The organism is Curtobacterium sp. NPDC087080, from assembly GCF_044745105.1.
GTDB lineage: Bacteria > Actinomycetota > Actinomycetes > Actinomycetales > Microbacteriaceae > Curtobacterium.
The window spans coordinates 323,277-341,157 of sequence record NZ_JBIUZP010000002.1 but is presented as its reverse complement, the minus strand read 5'-3'; the positions used below and the strand labels follow the sequence as shown (position 1 = coordinate 341,157).

Sequence of the window (17,881 nt, the reverse complement as noted above, 5' to 3'; positions counted from 1 at the left end):
CGGCGGACGACGTCGCCTGAGACTCGTCTCAGGCGACACGGCTCGCGCCTCCGGGCGCGAGCCGTGTCGTTCCGGCCGAGACTCGCCTGCTCGACCGGTGCGAGGACGGGCGAGCGCGCGGGAGAACCGCACTGCCCACCTGCGCGAACGGACCGCGGGGCCGCAGCCGCGCCTCCCGGCCGTCCCCCGATCGCGGGCCAGACCGTCCGATCACCGCGTCCGACACGCCCCGGGGGACAGGATCCTGTACCCCGGGGCGTGTCATCGTGTTACGTCGTGAGCATGGACCGAACCCCATCCGCCGGCGACCAGCCCGACGAGGACGCGACGCGCGCGACCGGAGATCGGCCCAGTCGCGGGAGCGACCCGCACCGAATGGACCACATGACCGTCGACGTGATCCTGCCGTGCCTGGACGAGGCCGACGCGCTCCCGCGCGTCATCGGCAGCCTGCCCGAGGGGTACCGCGCCATCGTCGTCGACAACGGCTCGACCGACGGATCCGCCGACGTCGCCCGCGCCCACGGCGCGACCGTCGTCACCGAACCGGTCAAGGGCTTCGGCTCGGCCTGTGCCGCCGGCGTCGCCGCCGCGACCGCCGAGTACGTCGCCTTCTGCGACGCCGACGCCTCGATGGACCCCGGCGAGCTGCCCGACCTCGTCGCACGGGTCGCCGACGGGCGGACCGACCTCGCCCTCGGCCGCCGCGTCCCGACCACCCGCGGCGCCTGGGCGCCGCACGCGCGCTTCGCCAACCGCGTGCTCGCCGTCCTGATGCGTCGCGCCACCGGCTACCGCCTCCGCGACCTCGGCCCGATGCGCGTCATGCGCCGTGCCGACCTGGTCGCCCTCGACCTGCAGGACCGCCGCAGCGGCTACCCGCTCGAGATGGTCCTGGCCGCACACGCGGCCGGCTGGCGGGTCGACGAGTCCGACATCGGCTACGCCCAGCGCGTCGGTGACAGCAAGGTCACCGGCACGCTCCGCGGCACGGTCAACGCCGTCCGCGACATGTCCCGTCTGCTGCACGAGTACGGACGGGAGGCACGACCCCGCGTGGTCGCGCCCGGTCCGGCCCGCGACGTGGCCGGGTCCACCACGGAAGGAGCACGCTCATGACGGACGTCACGGTGGTCGTCGTGGCCAAGGAGTGCCTGCCCGGCAAGGTCAAGACCCGGCTGACGCCGGCCCTGACCCCGGAGGGTGCTGCCCGCGTCGCCTCGGCCGCGCTGGCCGACACGATCGAGACGGTGCGCGCCCTGCCCGCGTCGCGTCGCGTGCTGCTCTACGACGGCGTCGTCCTGCCCGAGGGCACCGACGACTTCGAGGTCCTGCACCAGGTCGGCGGCGGACTCGACGAGCGCCTCGGCGCGATGTTCGACGCGATGACCGGTCCGACGCTGCTCGTCGGCATGGACACGCCGCAGGCTTCGCCGGAGCACCTCGTGCCGGTCTTCGAGGACCCGGAGCGCGACGCGTGGTTCGGCCCCGCGGACGACGGTGGCTTCTGGTCGCTGTACCTCCGCGAGCCCGACGGTGCGCTGCTCCGCGGCGTCCCGATGTCCCAGGACGACACCGGTGCCGTGCAGCTCGCACGCCTGACCGACGCGGGCCTGTCCGTCGGCACGCTGCCTGCACTGCTCGACGTCGACACCGTGGCGGACGCCGAGCAGGTCGCCGCCCTCGCGCCGACCTCGCGCTTCGCCACGGCCTTCGCCGCCGAGCGCGACACCACCATGACCACGACGACCGGAGGTGCCCGATGACGATGCACGACACCGTCACGTTCGGCGCCGGCGGCGGCGAGCCGTACGCCCGCGCCCTGCAGACCGACGGCCACCTGCGCCTGACCGACCCGGACCGACCCGACGTCGAGGTCACGATGGACGTCGGCCGGTGGAGCGCCGCCGCCGACCGAGTCGACCGCTCGCTGCTCGAGGGTGCCGACGGCCCCGTGATCGACATCGGGTGCGGTCCCGGACGCATGCTCGTCGCCGCCCGGGCGCTGGGCATCCCGTCGCTCGGTGTGGACGTCTCCGCCGAGGCCGTCGCGATCGCCCGACGCTCCGGCGGCACCGCGGTGCAGGGCTCCGTCTTCGACACCATCCCCGACGAGGGCCGCTGGGACACCGCGCTCGTGATCGACGGCAACATCGGCATCGGTGGCGACCCGGTCGCACTCCTGGCCCGCTGCGGCGAGATCGTCCGCGACGGTGGTCGCGTGGTCGTCGAGACGCACGCCGATCGCTCGGCCGACCGTGCGTTCACCGCGCACGTGGTCGACGTGGACGGCAACCGGAGCGAGGGCTTCCCGTGGGCCGAGGTCGGTGTCGACGCGCTGCTCCGGCACGCGGCCACCGCGGGCCTCAGCGCTCGGCAGAGCTGGACGACCGACGGACGGACGTTCTGCGAGCTCGTCGCCTGAACCCACCTCGTTGTCTTGCATTATGCAAGACAACGAGGTAGCGTCGTGGGCAACAGCCGACGGCGCCCTGGTCGTCGGTCTGACGGCTGTGGCCCTCGGCACGACGACGAGGAGCACCCGTGCAGAACCGACAGAACCCCCTCGGCGGCGCGTACGTCTCCGGCCTCGAGCAGCGTGACGAGATCGGCGCCTACGCGGTCGAGGCCGCATGGCGCCCGGTCGGCAGCTACACCGGCACCGGTTCGGGCCGTGCGATCGGCCGGTTCGTGGACGCCCAGTTCCGCCGCCCCGGCACCGCGATGTCCTCGACGCGCACCGTGACCGGGTCGCTGCGGACGGCGACCGGATCGTTCCGGACCGCCTGACGTACTCCCCCGAACCGCGAGCGGTCGCCCACCCGAGACGTCCCCCGCGTTCCCGGTGTGGGCGGCCGCTCGCTCTGTGCTCACCGGTCTGCGCTCACCGGTCGAGTCGTGGCCGCCGTGCGTCTCGCTCCGTCACCGGATACTGGATGAGCTGCGGCGACCACTCGTCAGGATGACGCTGCGCCCACTCGAGTGCGCGCAGGAACCGAGCCTGGGTGGACGGTGCGGGACCCCAGAGCCATCCCGACGGCTCGTCGTTGTACGGGAACTCCCACATGAGGAGCCGATGGGTGACCGCTTCGCCGAGGTCGACGTGACGGAGGATGACCCGATCTCCGCACGGGTCCTCCTGTCGATCGTGGTCCTCCCACTCGAGCCCCGCGTCGTCGAGCGCGTCCGCGAACGCCTCGCACGTCGGAACCGCTGGCGCGTCCTCGTGAGCAACCTCGTCGAGGTGAGCGAACAGTTCCCTCCGCAATGCCGCAAGCCGCTGCCAGGAGTCGGCGGTCACGAGCGCCCCGACCAGCTGATCTCGGTCGCGGGATCAGACAACGGTCTCCCCCTCTGAAGGTGTCGAAGCCGTGGAACTTCCGCGCCGTGATGCTCGCCACAGCGGGGTCCGGCTCCGGCGACTTCCCCTCGCACCCCGACGGCGATGCGGCTGCGCTTCGCAGGTTCCCTCATCACTCCGCTTCCGACTGGACGTTTCTTGCTGTGCGGTCACGGAGTTCGAGCATCCACGACCGCGCTGACTGCCCGAGGTCGACCCGCGGCAAGAGACCCGTACCCACGAACCTGAAGAAACCGTCGACGTCGCTGTCGGTCGGCAACTCCCGCAGCAGGTAGTCCAGTTCGTCGCGGTACTGGACGTTCTCGGCCCGCGACACCTCGTCGAGGTCGTTGACGAGCACGGACTCGACATCCGGCCAGTCGAGGTCCCAGTCGTAGTTGAACTCAGCCGCCAAGAGCGATCTGAAGCCGGGAGCGCGCGCCGCGACGCTCCGGTAGTACTCGTGCTTGTTCATCCAGGTCCTCTCGCGTGTACGTCGTGACGATCGAGTACGGGGCTGCCCGTCCGAAAGGGACTGCAACTCGACCCGCACGTCGGATGCATCGCGCATCGGCGACGCCCGAGCCTGCGGCTCCATTTCATCGCCTCAAGGGGTCGGCCCGACGGTGTCGGTCGCGGAGGTCGCTCAGTCGGAGGCGTCGCCTCGCGCAACCAGCTCTCGCTCCAGCCGGACCTCGAAATCCTGCACCCAACCTTTCGGGCTCATGCCCCAGTCCGTCTCGGGCGAGAATCCAGAACCGAGCGAGAAGAGCAGCAAATCGATGTCGTCATCCGAACAGACCTGGTCGATCCGGCGAAGGTCCTTCAGCATGCTCCGTAGCTGATCGGTGCGTTCCCCGAGGACCGATGTAACGATCTCCTCTGCTGAGTCCCACTCATCGCGCCAATCCTGGTTGAACGCCCCGCCCATCAAGTCCGCGAAAGACGGCACTCTCGCCGCGAACTTCTCCATCTTCATGCATGCCTCTCGCCCCGGGTCCATCGGGAACTCGGCGTCTCGCCGCTGGGTCTGCTCTTCATGCATCAGCGTCGTGTGCGTTGATGCGTCGGACGAGACGGTCAACCCAACCGAGAGCGCTCACCTGCGCATCCACCTCCGGTCGGAAGCCACTCCCCATCGATTCCAACATGCCCACCACGTCGGCTTCCGAACAACTGTCCCGGATCTGCAGGAGCTCGGTCAGGAGCGCGCGTCGAGTTGCCGGGAACTCGTCAAGAGCCTCGGTCAACAGTTCGTCAACCGACGACCACTCGTCTTTCCAGTCTTGGTTGAAGGCGCCGCCCATGAGTGCGTCGAAGGCGGGGTACTGGGGTGACGCTTCCATGTGGATCCCTTGGGCCGTAGTTGCAGTCGCGTTCGATCGAGCGTGGGAGCAGGACTCAGGAGGCGAACCCCCGCACGACTTCGCGGGCAGATTCGAGCCAGGCGCGGACATCCCCACCGAAGTCGCGTCGGAAGTCGATGTCGACATTGAAGGAGAGGAAGAAGTCTTCGACATCCTCCGTCGTCGGAAGAGCCGCAAGGAGTCCATCGATCTCGTGCACGAGCGCTTCTCGCTCGGCCAGCGGGCGGTATGCGAAGGCGAGTTCCAACGTCTCGTCCGCCGAACGGTCCTCGTACCAACCTTGGTAGAAGAGGCCTCCGATGACGTTGACCATCAGCGGAGCGCTGCGAGACAGAGTCTGCCTGTCCACTACTTCACCGTCCCATCGGGATCGGCACTGACGATGCGGAAGCCAGTCGAGTCGCCTGGCATGCGAACGATGACCACGCGGAGCGCGCGGATCTCGGAATTCCAGACCGCGCATCGCGCGTGCTCCAGAGAACACCCCGAGTGGGGCCGGCGGCCCGAGATGCCCGAGTCGACGACGCCGTCGACGCGCCCGCGGCTGGTCGAGAACCGCGCCGACCGCGGATGGCGACCGAGCACGACGGACCGGAGGCGCGCCTCCAGACCGTTTCGGACCACGTGGAGATCGTCCATCGCCTCCGACGACCCACCATGCATCTGAGCGTCTCGAAGGCGGACCGGGGACCGCGCTGGACGATCTGCACCCCGCCGAGTGCGCGCGATCCCGTGCAACGGAACTCGTGGGCGGCCAACACGTGCAGCGCCGCCCAGGACACGACCGCACCGCTCGCCGTGTGCAGCGTCGCGCCGTCGCCGGCCTGTACCTCGGCGAGCAGCGCTGCGTCCGCGCGGATCACGTCCCCCATGCGCTCGGCCCTACCGCCGGCCGGTGACATGCCGGATGTCCTCCGGATGCCCGCAACTGCTCCCCGCAGCGACGATTGCGCATCCCGACGCGACCGTGAGCACCCCGAGCCCCGCGATGCCAGGATGGGCCCATGAACGACCGCGCCGGCACCCCCGCGACCGCAGACGACCTCGTCGACCTCGACGCCCTCCTGGCCGCGTACCACGAGCGTGTCCCCGACGTGTCGATCCCCGAGCAGAAGGTGGTCTTCGGCACCTCCGGCCACCGCGGCTCCTCGCTCGACACCGCGTTCAACGACACGCACATCGCCGCGATCACGCAGGCGATCGTCGAGTACCGCACCGAGCAGGGCACGACGGGTCCGCTGTTCATCGGCCGCGACACCCACGCGCTCTCCGCCCCCGCCGAGCAGACCGCACTGCAGGTCCTCGCCGCGAACGGCATCCGGGTGCTCGCCGACGCCGAGGACGGCTTCGTCCCGACCCCGGCGCTCAGCCACGCGATCATCAAGTACAACCGCGAGGAGCACGGCGACACCGCCGACGGCATCGTCATCACGCCGAGCCACAACCCCCCGCGTGACGGCGGCTTCAAGTACAACCCCCCGCACGGCGGCCCGGCCGACAGCGACGCCACGTCGTGGATCGCCGACCGCGCGAACGCGATCATCGCCGACGGGAACGCCGACGTCCGCCGCCAGGACGAGACCGCTGCCGAGGGCTACGACTTCCTCGGCTCCTACGTCTCGGACCTCGAGCACATCATCGACATCGAGGCCATCAAGCGCGCCGGGGTCAGGATCGGCGCCGACCCGCTGGGTGGCGCATCGCTGCCGTACTGGGAGCGCATCCGCGACCACTACGGACTCGACCTGACCGTCGTGAACCCCGAGGTCGACCCGACGTGGGCGTTCATGACCCTCGACTGGGACGGCAAGATCCGCATGGACCCGTCGAGCCCGTCCGCGATGGCGTCGGTGCTCGCCCACAAGGACGAATTCGACGTCCTGACCGGGAACGACGCAGACTCGGACCGCCACGGCATCGTCACGCCGGACGGCGGCCTGATGAACCCGAACCACTACCTCGCGGTCGCGATCGAGTACCTGTACGCGCACCGTCCCGACTGGCGCGACGACGCCGCGATCGGCAAGACGCTCGTGTCGTCGAGCATCATCGACCGCGTCGCGGAGTCGCTCGGACGCCGGCTGTGGGAGGTCCCGGTCGGCTTCAAGTGGTTCGTGCCGGGCCTGATCGACGGCTCCGTGGCCTTCGGTGGCGAGGAGTCCGCGGGCGCCTCGTTCCTCCGCAAGGACGGCACGGCGTGGACGACCGACAAGGACGGCATCATCCTGGCGCTCCTGGCGTCGGAGATCACCGCCGTCACCGGCAAGACCCCGTCGCAGCTGTACACCGAGCTCACCGAGCGCTTCGGGGACCCGGTCTACCAGCGGGTCGACGCCGCGGCGAGCAAGGAGCAGAAGGCCCGCCTGTCGAAGCTCGACGGCGACGCGATCACCGCCGACACCCTGGCGGGCGACCCGATCACGGCGAAGCTCTCGAAGGCCCCGGGCAACGACGCGGCCGTCGGCGGCGTCAAGGTCGTCACGGACAAGGCCTGGTTCGCCGCCCGCCCCTCGGGCACCGAGGACGTCTACAAGATCTACGCGGAGAGCTTCGTGGGCCAGGAGCACCTCGAGCAGGTGCAGCGTGAGGCGAAGGAGATCGTGGACGCCGCCCTCGGCGCGTAGTCCCCGACGACCGACCGAGGGCGTCACCGGATCCGTCCGGTGACGCCCTCGTCGTTCCACGAGTGTCTCGTCCCGCGGGTAGGGCCACTCCTGCACATGCCCCGAGCACCCTGCCGATGTCCACAGGAACGAGGCGGATGGGAACAATCCGTTTGCGCTGGTTGTATTTTTGCAGTGCGCGCAACAACGCTCCCCCGCGCCCGGGTGCGAGCGACGCGCGAGCACCAGTACGCACGGGAGACCGAATGACCCAGACGGCGACCGCACCCGCGGCCCCCACCACGTCCTCGAACGCGGTGATGAACCACCGGCAGATCCTGCTCGTCATCTACGGGCTGATGGCCGGCATGTTCCTCGGCGCGCTCGACCAGACCATCGTCGGTACCGCCATCCGCACCATCGGCGACGACCTGCACGGGCTCGACCAGCAGGCCTGGGTGACCACGGCCTACCTGATCGCGTCCACGATCACGACGCCGATCTACGGCAAGCTCTCCGACATCTTCGGCCGCCGCCCGCTGTTCCTCACCGCGATCGGCATCTTCATCCTCGGATCGCTCGCCGCGTCGTTCTCGACCTCGATGCTCATGCTCGCCGGGTTCCGCGCACTGCAGGGCCTCGGCGCCGGCGGTCTGATGTCGCTGCCGCTCGCGATCATGGGCGACATGCTCGCCCCGCGCGAGCGCGCCAAGTACCAGGGCTACTTCCTGGCCGTGTTCGGCATCTCCTCGGTCATCGGGCCGCTCGTCGGTGGCCTGTTCGCCGGCGCGTCCCAGATCCTGTTCGTCAGCGGGTGGCGCTGGGTCTTCCTGGTGAACGTGCCGGTCGGCATCGTCGCGCTGATCATGGTGACGACGTTCCTGCACCTGCCGAAGTTCGGCGACCGCGGCAAGCCCCGCATCGACTGGTGGGGCGCCTCGCTGGTCATCGTCACCCTCGTGCCGCTGCTCCTCATCGCCGAGCAGGGCCGCGAGTGGGGCTGGGACTCCCCCGGCGCCATCGCCTGCTACGCGATCGGCGCGCTGGGCCTGCTGGCCTTCGTGATCGTCGAGCGCTCCATGGGCGACGACGCGATCCTGCCGCTCAAGCTCTTCGGCTCGCGGGTCTTCTCGATGGCGGCCGTCCTGTCCGTGCTCGTCGGCTTCGGCATGTTCGGCGCGATGCTGACCATCCCGCTCTACCTGCAGATCGTGAAGGGCGTCACGCCCACCGAGTCCGGCTTCGCCATGCTGCCGATGGTGCTCGGCCTGATGATCTCCTCGATCGCGTCCGGCCAGATCATCTCGCGCACCGGCCGCTACGGCGCCTTCCCGATCACGGGCACCGCGTTCACGGCGATCGGCTTCACGCTCCTCACCTTCCTCACCGCGGACAGCCCGCTCTGGTTCCTCATGCTCGGCATGTTCGGCATCGGGCTCGGGCTCGGGCAGCTCATGCAGACGCTGACCCTCGCGGCGCAGAACTCGGTCTCGCCGCGGGACATCGGCGTGGCCACGAGTGCGGCGACGTTCTTCCGCCAGATCGGCGGCACCATGGGCACCGCGGTGCTCCTGTCGGTCCTGTTCACGCTCATGCCGACGAACATCACCGGCGCGATGCAGAACGAGTCGACGCTCAAGCCGGCCCTCACCGCCGCACTCACCCCCTCGGTGGCGAGCGCGTCCGAGAACAAGGGCGTGATGGACCAGATCTGGTCGAAGATCGTCGACCCGGTGCAGCAGAACGTGCAGCAGGGGCTCGACAAGGGCGCCGCCGCCGCGAAGCAGGCCGCCGACCAGGCCGTGACGCAGCAGGTCACCGCGCAGGTGCAGCAGCAGGTCGCTGCCGGTGCGATCCCCGCCGCGTCGGCCGACTCGGTCATCGCCCAGCAGGTCGCCGCGAACAAGTCCGCTGCCGAGCAGCAGGCCCTCGAGACCGCCGCGTCGAAGGCGAACGCCGAGGTCGTCGACGGCACGCTGCAGATCGACTACAGCAACGCCGACCAGCGGAAGGCCGTGGTCGACGAGGTCGCGCCGAAGCTGGTCGACCAGCTGAAGAACGGCAACACGGCGGCGAGCTCGTCCGCCGGCTCCGCCACGAGCGACACGTCGTTCCTCAACGGCGCGGACCAGCGCCTCACCCGTCCGTTCCTGGTCGGGTTCAGCCGGTCGGCCGTCGTCGTCTACTCCGTCGGCCTCGCCGTGATCCTGCTCGCGTTCGTCCTGACCTGGTTCTTCCGGGTCCCGCCGCTCCGCAAGGTGTCGGCGCTGCAGGAGCAGGCGAACGCGGCGAAGGGTGACTCCGACCGCCTGGCGGCGGACGCGCAGCAGGCGGCGGCGAACACCGGCTCGCTGGTCGCCCCCGACACGGGGTCGATGCGCGCGGTCCCGACCTCACCGGACGTCACGGTGCAGCAGCCGCAGGACCGGCCTGGAGGCTCAACCTCCCCCGCCACGCATCACGCCTCCGCCACGGGTGCGGCCGACCCCACCGGTCGCGACCGCGCCGGTCACGACCCCGAGGACGGCACGCGGGCACCGCTCGCCGACGCGACCACGCACGGCGCGCACGCCGCGGCCGCACCGGTGGACGAGCCTCCAGCGACGACCGCGACCATCCGCACGCACCCGGCGCACGCCGCGTCCGACGGGGCCGCGCAACCGGACACGACAGCCGCGCACCACGGGCGACACTCCGCGGAGTAGTCCACCGAAGCCGCTGTGAGGCGACATCGTCGACGTCGTACGACATCGACGATGTCGCCTCCGTCGTCCCGGCCCTGACGAGCCCGGCGCCGCTCAGCGCTGTCCGCGCTCCTGCTCCCGGAGCTCCACGGAGTCACCGGCCGCACACGCCGAGGTCGCGCTGATCGTGTCCCCGCCACCGAGGTCCGACGAGGTGAACGCGACGTTCGCGATCCCGGCGCCCCTGGCGTCGAGACCGGAGGAGCTGCCGTCCCCGTCGGCGAAGCTCCGGGCGCAACGCGTCCGCCCCGCTCCATCTCGGCCGCTCCGAGCGGCAGGCGCTCAGTCCTCCTGCGCGACCGGGGACACGACCGCCGAACCGACCGCCGACTCGACCGCCGCGTGCGGCAACCGCCGCCGCATCACGTCGACCGCCACCGGGTTGTCGTCCACGAGCACGAACCGCCGGCCCAGGTCGCGCGCGACCGCACCGAGGGTGCCGCTCCCCGCGAAGAAGTCGAGCACCCAGTCCCCCTCGCGCGACGACGCCTGCACCATGCGGCGGAGCACCCCCTCGGGCTTCTGCGTCGGGTAACCGGTCTTCTCGCTGCCGGTCGGCGACACGATCGTGTGCCACCAGACATCGGTCGGTAGCTTCCCGCGCTCCCGCTTCTCCGGCGTGACGAGCCCCGGCGCCATGTACGGCTCGCGGTCGACCGACTCGGAGTCGAACCAGTACCGCTCCGGGTCCTTCACGTAGACGAGGATCGTGTCGTGCTTCGTGGGCCACCGTGACCGGGACTTCGCGCCGAAGTCGTACGCCCAGATGATCTCGTTGAGGAACGCGTCACGGCCGAAGAGCGCGTCGAGCAGCACCTTCGCGTAGTGCGCCTCGCGGTAGTCGAGGTGCAGGTAGAGCGTGCCGTCCTCGGTCAGCAGTCGCCACGCCTCGAGCAGCCGTGGCTCGAGGAACGCCCAGTAGTCCTCGAACCGGTCGTCGAACCGCATCAGGTCGCCGCGGATCCGTTCGTAGGTCCGACCCCGGAAGCCCGTGATCGTCCCGGCGTCACCGGCGGTCCGGCGCTCGGCGGTCACCGCGTGGCGCCGCTGCTTCCGGCCGGTGTTGAACGGCGGGTCGAGGTAGACGACCGTGAACGCCCCGTCGGGCAGGGTCGGCAGGACGTCGAGGTTGTCGCCGAGGACGACGAGGTCGGGACTCCGGGCGTCGAGGCTGCGCACCGCACCATCCTCCCCCGGTGCCGGGTGTGCCCGGACCGCGGGGCTCAGGACGCCTGCGTCGACCCGGTGTCGTCCGTCGACCGGCAGGTGACCCCGTTCGCGACGACGTCCGACGCACGGTCGGTGCCGCCGACGAACACGTCGGACGCCTTCCCGGCTCGCAGGGCGGTGACCACCGCGAGGTCGTGCGGCGAGTCCACCGTCCCGATCGACGCCGACACCCGGAACTGCACGGCCGCAGCGGCACAGTCGGCGGGTACCGTCACGGCGAAGGCGACGCAGTCCTCCTCGTCACACCCGGCCGGCGCGTCGGCGTCGAGGTGGTCCTCGGCTTGCTGCGTCGCGGACACGCGGTCGGTGTCCGCGCCACCGTCGGTGACACAGGACACGTCGCCGACGTCGGAGAACGCTTCGTCGTAGTTCTCGACCAGGACGAGCGGCACGTCCGCGGTGAGCGCGACCGTGCGCTCCTCGACCCGGCTCGGTTCCTCGTCGTCCTCGCCCGCGAAGAACCCGACCGTGACGACCGCGGTGCAGCTCTCGTCGGTGTCGATCTCGTACGCGTCGCAGTTCGTGTCACCCGGCGTGGAGTCGCACGTGCCCTCCCACTCGTCGTCGCCGGCCAGCCACGTCACGTCCGTGTGACCGTCGTCCGAGGACCACTCCGGCACCTGCGCGTCGTCGGTCCCGCCGAACTCCGGGTCCGCGGAGCCGAACGCCGCCGCGGCGACGTCCTCCACGGCGGGGACGAGGGGCAGGAGCGACATCGAGGTCCCCGCCACGAGCACGGCGGCCGCGACCCCGGCGGTGACGGACACCAGGACACGCTGGACCCGGGGCACGAACCGCGAGGGCGGTCCCTCGACGAAGGGGCGGGCGGCCGGCACGGACCACGCGTCCGCCGCGTCCGCCTCTGCGGGCGGTCCGGAGGCGCGACGGGCTGCGGACCGGTCGCGGATCCGACCGAGTTCGGCCACGACGCCGTCGGCGTGCCGGGAGGCACCGACCACCCAGAGGGCGACACCGGCGATCAGCGGTGCCAGCGCCAGGACCGCCGGTCCGTCGACCGCCCAGAGGACGCCGACGACGAGGAAGGACGCGAGCGTCACGGCGGCGCCGACGACGAGCGCCACGGTCGCGCCACGGGCCACGGAGCGGTGCAGCGAGCGCGTCGGCGCCCAGAACGTCCACCCCGCGGGCGCCGGCGGGAGCCCGTCCGCCGGGGTCCACCCGGCGGCGGGCTCGGCGCCCTCGTACCGGTCCACCCACGCAGCGGACGGCGTCGGCCATCCCGGCGGAGTACGGAAGCGGAGGGAGGGCGTCGCGTCGGGCACGCCAGTGAGCGTAGTGTCCGGCGTGACGGCACACGCCCCCACGTTCGGGGCGGCCGCGGACGCCGGTCAGGGCTGCGGCGTAGCGTCGGCGCCATGGCATCACCCGAGGTCCGCAACGACACCGACGCGCAGCAGTACTCCCTGGTCGAGGACGGTGAGGTCATCGGCTTCGCGGCGTACGAGGTCGACGGCGACGAGATCCGCTTCACCCACACCGAGGTCGACCCCGCACACCGCGGTGGCGGACACGCGTCGATCCTGGTCCAGCACGCGCTCGACGACGTCCGCGAGGGATCCCTCCGCGTCGTCCCGCTCTGCACCTACGTCAAGGCCTGGATCGAGCGGCACCCGGACTACCAGGAGCTCACCACCCGCTGACGCGGGCGCCGTCCGGGCACGCCCGTTCAGTAGGTCCGGTCGAGCGTTCCCGGCCGGGCGTCGTGGCGGCCTTCGCCGCGCACCGACGGCACCTTGATGAGCACGTTCCCGCTGAGCAGGTCGTGGTCGTCGTCGGCGGGCGTCGGGGCCTCCTTCGGGAGGCGCGACTGCCGCTCGTACTCGGCCTGCGTCTCGTGACGGGTCGGGGCGAACACCTCGTCCATCATCGCGCCGACACCGCCGGATCCGCCGCTGCGCGTGGCCTTGTTCGACAGGTCGATCCACCCCACGCGATCGGCGACCCACATCACGACGGCCGCCACGGCCACCGCCCCCAGGAGGATCAACCAGTTCACGGTCCCGACGCTACGTCAGTCGACCGGCCAGGACCTCCGCCGCGCGGATGATCCTCTCGATCCGAGGGAGCATCAGGGCACGCGCTCGAGCCACTCGCGCGTCGCGAACTTCGTGTCGACGAGCTCCCACGCACGGGCACGCTCGGCCTCGGTCACGTGCCCCTCGCGCGCGCCGTAGAGCTTCGTGAACGTGCCGATCAGCCGGTCGATGATCTCCGCGCGCGTGAGACCGGTCTGCGAGCGCAGCGGATCGACGCGCTTGGCGGCCGAGGTGGTGCCCTTGTCGCTCATCTTCTCGCGCCCGATGCGGAGCACCTCGACCATCTTCTGGCCGTCCATGTCGTAGCTCATCGTCGCGTGGTGCAGCAGGGCCCCGGTGCCGAGGCGCTTCTGCGCGGCGCCGCCGATCTTGCCCTTCGTCGACGAGATGTCGTTGAGCGGCTGGTAGTAGGCCTCGATACCGAGGGACTTCAGCGCCTCGATCACCCACTCGTCCAGGTACGCGTACGAGTCGGCGAACGTCATGCCCTGCACGAGGTCGGTCGGTACGTACAGCGAGTACGAGATGATCGCACCGGCGTCCATGAACATCGCGCCGCCGCCGGAGATGCGGCGGACGACCTCGACGCCGTACTTGGCGGCACCGGCCGGGTCGACCTCGTTCTTCAGGGACTGGAACGACCCGATCACGACGGCAGGCTGGTCCCACTCCCAGATGCGCAGGGTCGGACCGCGACGACCGGCGCCGACCTCCTCAGTCAGGACCTGGTCGAGCGCCAGGTGCTCGTTCGGGCTGATCGGCCCCTCGTGGACGATCTCCCAGTCGTACTCCTGCCAGGTCGACGCCCGCGAGAGTGCGCGACGGACGGCGACCCCGACGGACTCGGGCGTGAAGCCGAGCAGCACCGCCCCCTCGGGCAGTGCCGAGCGGACCGCTGCAGCGATGCCCGCAGCGTCGGTGGTCGCCGGCAGGCCGTCCACGGCCTGGTCGATCAGCGGCAGCGCGTCGTCCGGCTCGAGGAAGAAGTCACCCGCCAGCCGGAACTCCTGGATGCTCCCGTCGACGACCTCGAGGTCGACGACGACCAGTTTGCCTCCGGGGACCTTGTACTCACCGTGCACAGGACGAGCCTACGCCCGCCACCTGTCGGACGGGAGGCGCGAGGCGGCGCCGCCACGCGCCTCCAGTCCGGTCCCTGTCGCGTCAGCGACCCACGTGCCGGTCGAGCCACGCGACCAGGTCGGCGACCACCTCGTCGCGGTTCGTCTCGTTGTAGACCTCGTGCCGCGCGCCCTCGTAGACGTGCACCTGCACGTCCGACAGCCGGCCGCGACGGCGGTACGCCTCGGCGAGCCGCTCCACCGAGCGGGGACCGCCGAGGGTGTCGTCGGACCCGACCTGCAGCAGCACCGGCAGGTCGTGCGGGATGCGCCGACGCGGCACCCCGAGCAGCCGGAGCGCGTCAGCGACGCCGAACAGCTTCAGGACGTCGGCCTCGACCGCGAGCGGGTCGGCCGTGATCGCCTCGATGACCGCCCGGTCGCGCGAGATCCACTCGTGCTTCGTCGGCCCGGAGCCCGCGTGCCGGGCGTTCAGGTCACCGCTGTTCATCCAGCCGGGCAGCCGGTAGGCCGTCGCGGAGAGCACGACCCCGTCGTACCGCTCCGACGACGTGTTCACGATCCGCTGCGCCATGAGCGACCCCCACGAGTGTCCGAGGAGCACGAGGGGCAGCCCGGGATCCTGCTCGCGGGCGACGACGCTCATCTGCTCGACGGCCGCGATCGCCGCACGCAGGCCGCCGGGCCCGAGTCGCCCGAGCTGCGCGTGGTCGCCGTGCCACTGCGCGAGCCCGGTCCGGCCGTGCCCGCGGTGGTCGTTCGCGTGCACGGTGTACCCGGCGCGGACGAGGTCCTGCGCGAGCGGCTCGTACCGGAGCCCGTGCTCCCCGACGCCGTGGGCGATCTGCACGATGCCCTTCGGCCTGCCGGCGCGCCAGGTCGAGTAGACGATCTCGACGCCGTGCGCGTCGGTGAACGAGGAGTCCCCTCGGGCGGCGGAGAAGGTCGGCACGGGTCGATCCTCGCAGACGTGCAGGCGGTGCAGGTGGTCCGCGGCGTGTTCATCCGGCGTTCACGCAGGCGGTTCGGAGCAGGCCTAGCGTCACGCCCATGGACGTCCTCGTCACCGTCGTGCTGGTGATCGTGGTGGCCCTCGTGTTCGACTTCACGAACGGCTTCCACGACACCGCGAACGCCATGGCCACCTCGGTCGCCACCGGAGCCCTGAAGCCCCGGACCGCCGTGCTCATCTCCGCCGTCCTCAACGTGGTCGGCGCGTTCCTGTCCACCGAGGTCGCGAAGACGGTCTCGCAGGGCATCGTCCGCGAGGGCCAGGACGGCATCCAGATCAGTCCGACCATGATCTTCGCCGGACTCGTCGGCGCGGTGCTGTGGAACCTCGCCACCTGGTACTTCGGCCTGCCGTCGTCGTCCACGCACGCACTGTTCGGCGGACTCATCGGGGCGTCGATCATCGGTGCCGGCCTGGACTCGGTCGACTGGGCCACGGTCGTGTCGAAGGTCGTGCTGCCGGCACTGCTCTCGCCCGTGATCGCCGGCGTCATCGCGCTCGTCGCGACCTACCTCGCCTACACGCTCACGCGGAACGCGACGACGCACGGTGCCGCGACGGGCTTCCGGCACGGGCAGACGATCTCGGCGTCGCTGGTCTCGCTCGCCCACGGCACGAACGACGCGCAGAAGACGATGGGCGTCATCACCCTGACGCTCATCGCTGCGAACCTCCAGCCCTCCGGGACGGGACCGCAGCTCTGGGTGGTCCTCGCCTGCGGCCTCGCGATCGGCCTCGGCACCTGGACGGGTGGCTGGCGGATCATGCGCACCGTCGGCAAGAAGATCTCGGACGTGCAGTCCCCGCAGGGCTTCGCGGCGGAGACGAGCTCGGCGGCGACCATCCTCGTGTCCTCGCACCTCGGGTTCGCGCTCTCCACGACCCACGTGACCAGCGGGTCGGTGATCGGGTCGGGACTCGGCAAGAAGCTCGCCGACGTGCACTGGTCCGTGGTCGGTCGGATCGTCGTCGCGTGGGTGATCACGCTGCCCGCGGCCGCGGTCGTCGGCGCGCTCGCCACCCTGGTCGCCTCGACGAGCACGATCGGCCTCGTGGTCGTCGCGGTGCTCGCCCTGGGCGGGGGCCTCGGCTTCTTCTTCCTCGCGCGGCGGAAGCCGATCACGAAGGACACCGTGAACGACGAGCAGCCGGCCGGCGAGCCGGTGTCGGCCTGAGGAGGCCCGGATGGACATCGACCTGAGCAGCATCGGCATCGTCGCCGGCGTCGGTTTCGTCGCCGCGGTCGGCATCGTGCTCGTCTACACGCTCGGCCTGCGGCTGCTCGGGACCGGCCAGCCCGTCGACGCCGGCGGCGAGCGCACCGAGTACCGGGAGGAGACCCCGCGGTCCGGGCACACGCCGCCGGTCGCCCTCGCCGGCGCCGTGGTGTGCTTCGCGGTGTGCGCGGCCGCGGTGCTCTACGGGATCTGGTTGACCATCCCCCAGTTCCACTGAGGCGGGGCGGCTGGGAGGATCGACCGGTGACCTCCCACCACCTCGACCCGTCGCTCCACACCGCCGTCGACGTGCTCACCGCGGAGCGCGACCCCGTGCTCCGCATCGAGGACGGCGACACCGTGACGGTCCGGACGCTGAGCGCCGCCGGGTACACCGAGCCGCTGGCCTCCCCCGGGGCCGACGCACCGACGCTCCTCGACGGGCGCCGCGGGCACTGCCTGGTCGGCCCGATCGCGGTGACCGGCGCACGACCGGGCCAGGTGCTCGCCGTGCACTTCGACGACCTGGTGCCGGACGACTGGGGCTACACCGGGTCCGGCGGGGTCGACACCCCGGTCAACCGGGCGCTCGGACTCGCGGACCCGGCGTCCCGCGGACCGCTGCTCTGGGACGTCGACCCTCAGGGGGGCGTGGCCCGCAACCAGCTCGGGCTCGGTGTCCGGACGGCACCGTTCCTCGGGGTGGTCGGGCTCCCGCCGGAGCCCACCGGGGAGCACTCGACGATCCCGCCGCGGCCGCTCGGTGGGGGCAACATCGACTGCCGTGAGCTGGTCGCCGGGTCGACGCTCTACCTGCCCGTCACCGTGCCGGACGCGCTGGTCTCCGTCGGTGACGGCCACGCGGCGCAGGGCGACGGCGAGGTCTCCGGCACCGCGGTCGAGTGCGGCATGACGACCACGATGACCCTCTCCCTGATCGACGACGCCCCGGTCGCGGGCATCCACGCCGACACCCCCGCTGGCCGCATCACGTTCGGGTTCGACGCAGACCTCAACACGGCGACGTCGACGGCGCTCGACCGGATGGTCGACTGGATCGCCGGGCTGTACGGCATCACCCGCGGGCAGGCGCTGGCGATGGCGAGCGTCGCGGTGAGCATGCGCGTGACCCAGGTCGCGAACCGCACCTGGGGCGTGCACGCGCTGCTCCCCCACGACGCGGTCCTCGCGCCCGCCGCGCGCTGACGGGCGCCGCCGGGCGCGGGCGC

General features: G+C 71.2%; 20 protein-coding genes. 11 read left to right on the top strand and 9 right to left on the bottom strand.

What is annotated here, in order from left to right:
• Positions 1–375 precede the first annotated feature (375 nt).
• The 5 genes from ACIPEQ_RS05865 (at position 376) to ACIPEQ_RS05845 (ending at position 3,358) form a co-directional block, all read left to right on the top strand.
• Complete coding sequence (locus ACIPEQ_RS05865) at positions 376–1,119, top strand: glycosyltransferase family 2 protein (RefSeq protein ID WP_402714451.1); 744 nt, start codon at positions 376–378, stop codon at positions 1,117–1,119.
• Complete coding sequence (locus ACIPEQ_RS05860; protein WP_111226650.1) at positions 1,116–1,766, top strand: DUF2064 domain-containing protein; 651 nt, start codon at positions 1,116–1,118, stop codon at positions 1,764–1,766. The genes ACIPEQ_RS05865 and ACIPEQ_RS05860 overlap by 4 nt, the downstream gene beginning before the upstream one ends.
• Complete coding sequence (locus tag ACIPEQ_RS05855; RefSeq protein ID WP_402714450.1) at positions 1,763–2,425, top strand: methyltransferase domain-containing protein; 663 nt, start codon at positions 1,763–1,765, stop codon at positions 2,423–2,425. The genes ACIPEQ_RS05860 and ACIPEQ_RS05855 overlap by 4 nt, the downstream gene beginning before the upstream one ends.
• Positions 2,426–2,544: 119 nt before the next feature.
• Positions 2,545–2,790 (top strand): hypothetical protein, encoded by a 246-nt coding sequence (locus tag ACIPEQ_RS05850; RefSeq protein ID WP_402714449.1) that lies wholly within the window; start codon positions 2,545–2,547, stop codon positions 2,788–2,790.
• A 286-nt stretch (positions 2,791–3,076) separates the two neighbouring features.
• Entirely contained in the window at positions 3,077–3,358 is a 282-nt protein-coding gene (locus ACIPEQ_RS05845; protein ID WP_126890250.1) for a hypothetical protein, read from the top strand.
• Positions 3,359–3,473: 115 nt separating this feature from the next.
• Here ACIPEQ_RS05845 and ACIPEQ_RS05840 read toward each other — a convergent pair whose 3' ends face one another.
• From ACIPEQ_RS05840 to ACIPEQ_RS05825, 4 genes are all read right to left on the bottom strand, one after another.
• Positions 3,474–3,815, bottom strand: a complete 342-nt coding sequence (locus ACIPEQ_RS05840; protein WP_402714448.1) for a hypothetical protein — start codon at positions 3,813–3,815, stop codon at positions 3,474–3,476.
• Between the two features lie 171 nt (positions 3,816–3,986).
• A complete protein-coding gene (locus ACIPEQ_RS05835; RefSeq protein ID WP_126890252.1) occupies positions 3,987–4,319 on the bottom strand; it encodes a contact-dependent growth inhibition system immunity protein in 333 nt (110 codons plus the stop codon).
• 58 nt (positions 4,320–4,377) lie between these two features.
• Complete coding sequence (locus ACIPEQ_RS05830) at positions 4,378–4,686, bottom strand: contact-dependent growth inhibition system immunity protein (RefSeq protein WP_126890253.1); 309 nt, start codon at positions 4,684–4,686, stop codon at positions 4,378–4,380.
• Between the two features lie 55 nt (positions 4,687–4,741).
• Complete coding sequence (locus tag ACIPEQ_RS05825) at positions 4,742–5,020, bottom strand: hypothetical protein (protein WP_402714447.1); 279 nt, start codon at positions 5,018–5,020, stop codon at positions 4,742–4,744.
• A gap of 691 nt (positions 5,021–5,711) precedes the next feature.
• Between ACIPEQ_RS05825 and pgm the strand changes: the two genes are divergently transcribed.
• Together pgm and ACIPEQ_RS05815 are read left to right on the top strand one after the other, a co-directional pair.
• The gene (gene pgm, locus ACIPEQ_RS05820) at positions 5,712–7,331 is read left to right on the top strand and encodes a phosphoglucomutase (alpha-D-glucose-1,6-bisphosphate-dependent) (protein WP_402714446.1); all 1,620 of its coding nucleotides are present in this window, start codon (positions 5,712–5,714) and stop codon (positions 7,329–7,331) included.
• A gap of 245 nt (positions 7,332–7,576) precedes the next feature.
• Positions 7,577–10,015 carry an MDR family MFS transporter gene (locus ACIPEQ_RS05815; RefSeq protein WP_402714445.1) on the top strand — a complete coding sequence of 813 codons (2,439 nt, stop codon included), beginning with the start codon at positions 7,577–7,579 and terminating at the stop codon, positions 10,013–10,015.
• 321 nt (positions 10,016–10,336) lie between these two features.
• Here ACIPEQ_RS05815 and ACIPEQ_RS05810 read toward each other — a convergent pair whose 3' ends face one another.
• Positions 10,337–11,233, bottom strand: a complete 897-nt coding sequence (locus ACIPEQ_RS05810) for a site-specific DNA-methyltransferase (protein WP_250368371.1) — start codon at positions 11,231–11,233, stop codon at positions 10,337–10,339.
• Between the two features lie 44 nt (positions 11,234–11,277).
• Positions 11,278–12,567: a hypothetical protein gene (locus tag ACIPEQ_RS05805; protein ID WP_402714444.1), complete on the bottom strand. Its 1,290-nt coding sequence runs from the start codon at positions 12,565–12,567 to the stop codon at positions 11,278–11,280.
• Positions 12,568–12,660: 93 nt separating this feature from the next.
• Between ACIPEQ_RS05805 and ACIPEQ_RS05800 the strand changes: the two genes are divergently transcribed.
• A complete protein-coding gene (locus ACIPEQ_RS05800) occupies positions 12,661–12,945 on the top strand; it encodes a GNAT family N-acetyltransferase (protein ID WP_209679875.1) in 285 nt (94 codons plus the stop codon).
• 26 nt (positions 12,946–12,971) lie between these two features.
• Here ACIPEQ_RS05800 and ACIPEQ_RS05795 read toward each other — a convergent pair whose 3' ends face one another.
• The 3 genes from ACIPEQ_RS05795 to ACIPEQ_RS05785 form a co-directional block, all read right to left on the bottom strand.
• Positions 12,972–13,301 carry a hypothetical protein gene (locus tag ACIPEQ_RS05795; RefSeq protein ID WP_126892427.1) on the bottom strand — a complete coding sequence of 110 codons (330 nt, stop codon included), beginning with the start codon at positions 13,299–13,301 and terminating at the stop codon, positions 12,972–12,974.
• 72 nt (positions 13,302–13,373) lie between these two features.
• Positions 13,374–14,423: a biotin/lipoate A/B protein ligase family protein gene (locus ACIPEQ_RS05790; protein WP_402714443.1), complete on the bottom strand. Its 1,050-nt coding sequence runs from the start codon at positions 14,421–14,423 to the stop codon at positions 13,374–13,376.
• Between the two features lie 82 nt (positions 14,424–14,505).
• Positions 14,506–15,375: an alpha/beta hydrolase gene (locus ACIPEQ_RS05785; RefSeq protein WP_126892425.1), complete on the bottom strand. Its 870-nt coding sequence runs from the start codon at positions 15,373–15,375 to the stop codon at positions 14,506–14,508.
• Positions 15,376–15,473: 98 nt separating this feature from the next.
• Here ACIPEQ_RS05785 and ACIPEQ_RS05780 point away from each other — a divergent pair, with 98 nt between their 5' ends.
• From ACIPEQ_RS05780 to ACIPEQ_RS05770, 3 genes are read left to right on the top strand one after another with little or no spacing between them, the layout of a single operon-like run.
• Complete coding sequence (locus ACIPEQ_RS05780) at positions 15,474–16,610, top strand: anion permease (RefSeq protein WP_402714442.1); 1,137 nt, start codon at positions 15,474–15,476, stop codon at positions 16,608–16,610.
• A 10-nt stretch (positions 16,611–16,620) separates the two neighbouring features.
• Positions 16,621–16,890 carry a hypothetical protein gene (locus tag ACIPEQ_RS05775; RefSeq protein ID WP_402714441.1) on the top strand — a complete coding sequence of 90 codons (270 nt, stop codon included), beginning with the start codon at positions 16,621–16,623 and terminating at the stop codon, positions 16,888–16,890.
• Positions 16,891–16,916: 26 nt separating this feature from the next.
• Positions 16,917–17,858, top strand: a complete 942-nt coding sequence (locus ACIPEQ_RS05770) for an acetamidase/formamidase family protein (RefSeq protein WP_402714440.1) — start codon at positions 16,917–16,919, stop codon at positions 17,856–17,858.
• The last annotated feature ends 23 nt before the right edge of the window (positions 17,859–17,881 follow it).

Excerpts from the sequence above, each read along its gene's own strand:
- ACIPEQ_RS05835 (WP_126890252.1), bottom strand. The coding sequence starts at position 4,319 with ATGAAGATGGAGAAGTTCGCGGCGAGAGTGCCGTCTTTCGCGGACTTG.
- ACIPEQ_RS05845 (WP_126890250.1), top strand. The coding sequence starts at position 3,077 with ATGGGTGACCGCTTCGCCGAGGTCGACGTGACGGAGGATGACCCGATC.
- ACIPEQ_RS05800 (WP_209679875.1), top strand. The coding sequence starts at position 12,661 with ATGGCATCACCCGAGGTCCGCAACGACACCGACGCGCAGCAGTACTCC.
- ACIPEQ_RS05860 (WP_111226650.1), top strand. The coding sequence starts at position 1,116 with ATGACGGACGTCACGGTGGTCGTCGTGGCCAAGGAGTGCCTGCCCGGC.
- ACIPEQ_RS05855 (WP_402714450.1), top strand. The coding sequence starts at position 1,763 with ATGACGATGCACGACACCGTCACGTTCGGCGCCGGCGGCGGCGAGCCG.
- ACIPEQ_RS05865 (WP_402714451.1), top strand. The coding sequence starts at position 376 with ATGGACCACATGACCGTCGACGTGATCCTGCCGTGCCTGGACGAGGCC.
- ACIPEQ_RS05780 (WP_402714442.1), top strand. The coding sequence starts at position 15,474 with ATGGACGTCCTCGTCACCGTCGTGCTGGTGATCGTGGTGGCCCTCGTG.
- ACIPEQ_RS05775 (WP_402714441.1), top strand. The coding sequence starts at position 16,621 with ATGGACATCGACCTGAGCAGCATCGGCATCGTCGCCGGCGTCGGTTTC.
- ACIPEQ_RS05840 (WP_402714448.1), bottom strand. The coding sequence starts at position 3,815 with ATGAACAAGCACGAGTACTACCGGAGCGTCGCGGCGCGCGCTCCCGGC.
- ACIPEQ_RS05825 (WP_402714447.1), bottom strand. The coding sequence starts at position 5,020 with ATGGTCAACGTCATCGGAGGCCTCTTCTACCAAGGTTGGTACGAGGAC.
- ACIPEQ_RS05815 (WP_402714445.1), top strand. The coding sequence starts at position 7,577 with ATGACCCAGACGGCGACCGCACCCGCGGCCCCCACCACGTCCTCGAAC.
- pgm (WP_402714446.1), top strand. The coding sequence starts at position 5,712 with ATGAACGACCGCGCCGGCACCCCCGCGACCGCAGACGACCTCGTCGAC.
- ACIPEQ_RS05830 (WP_126890253.1), bottom strand. The coding sequence starts at position 4,686 with ATGGAAGCGTCACCCCAGTACCCCGCCTTCGACGCACTCATGGGCGGC.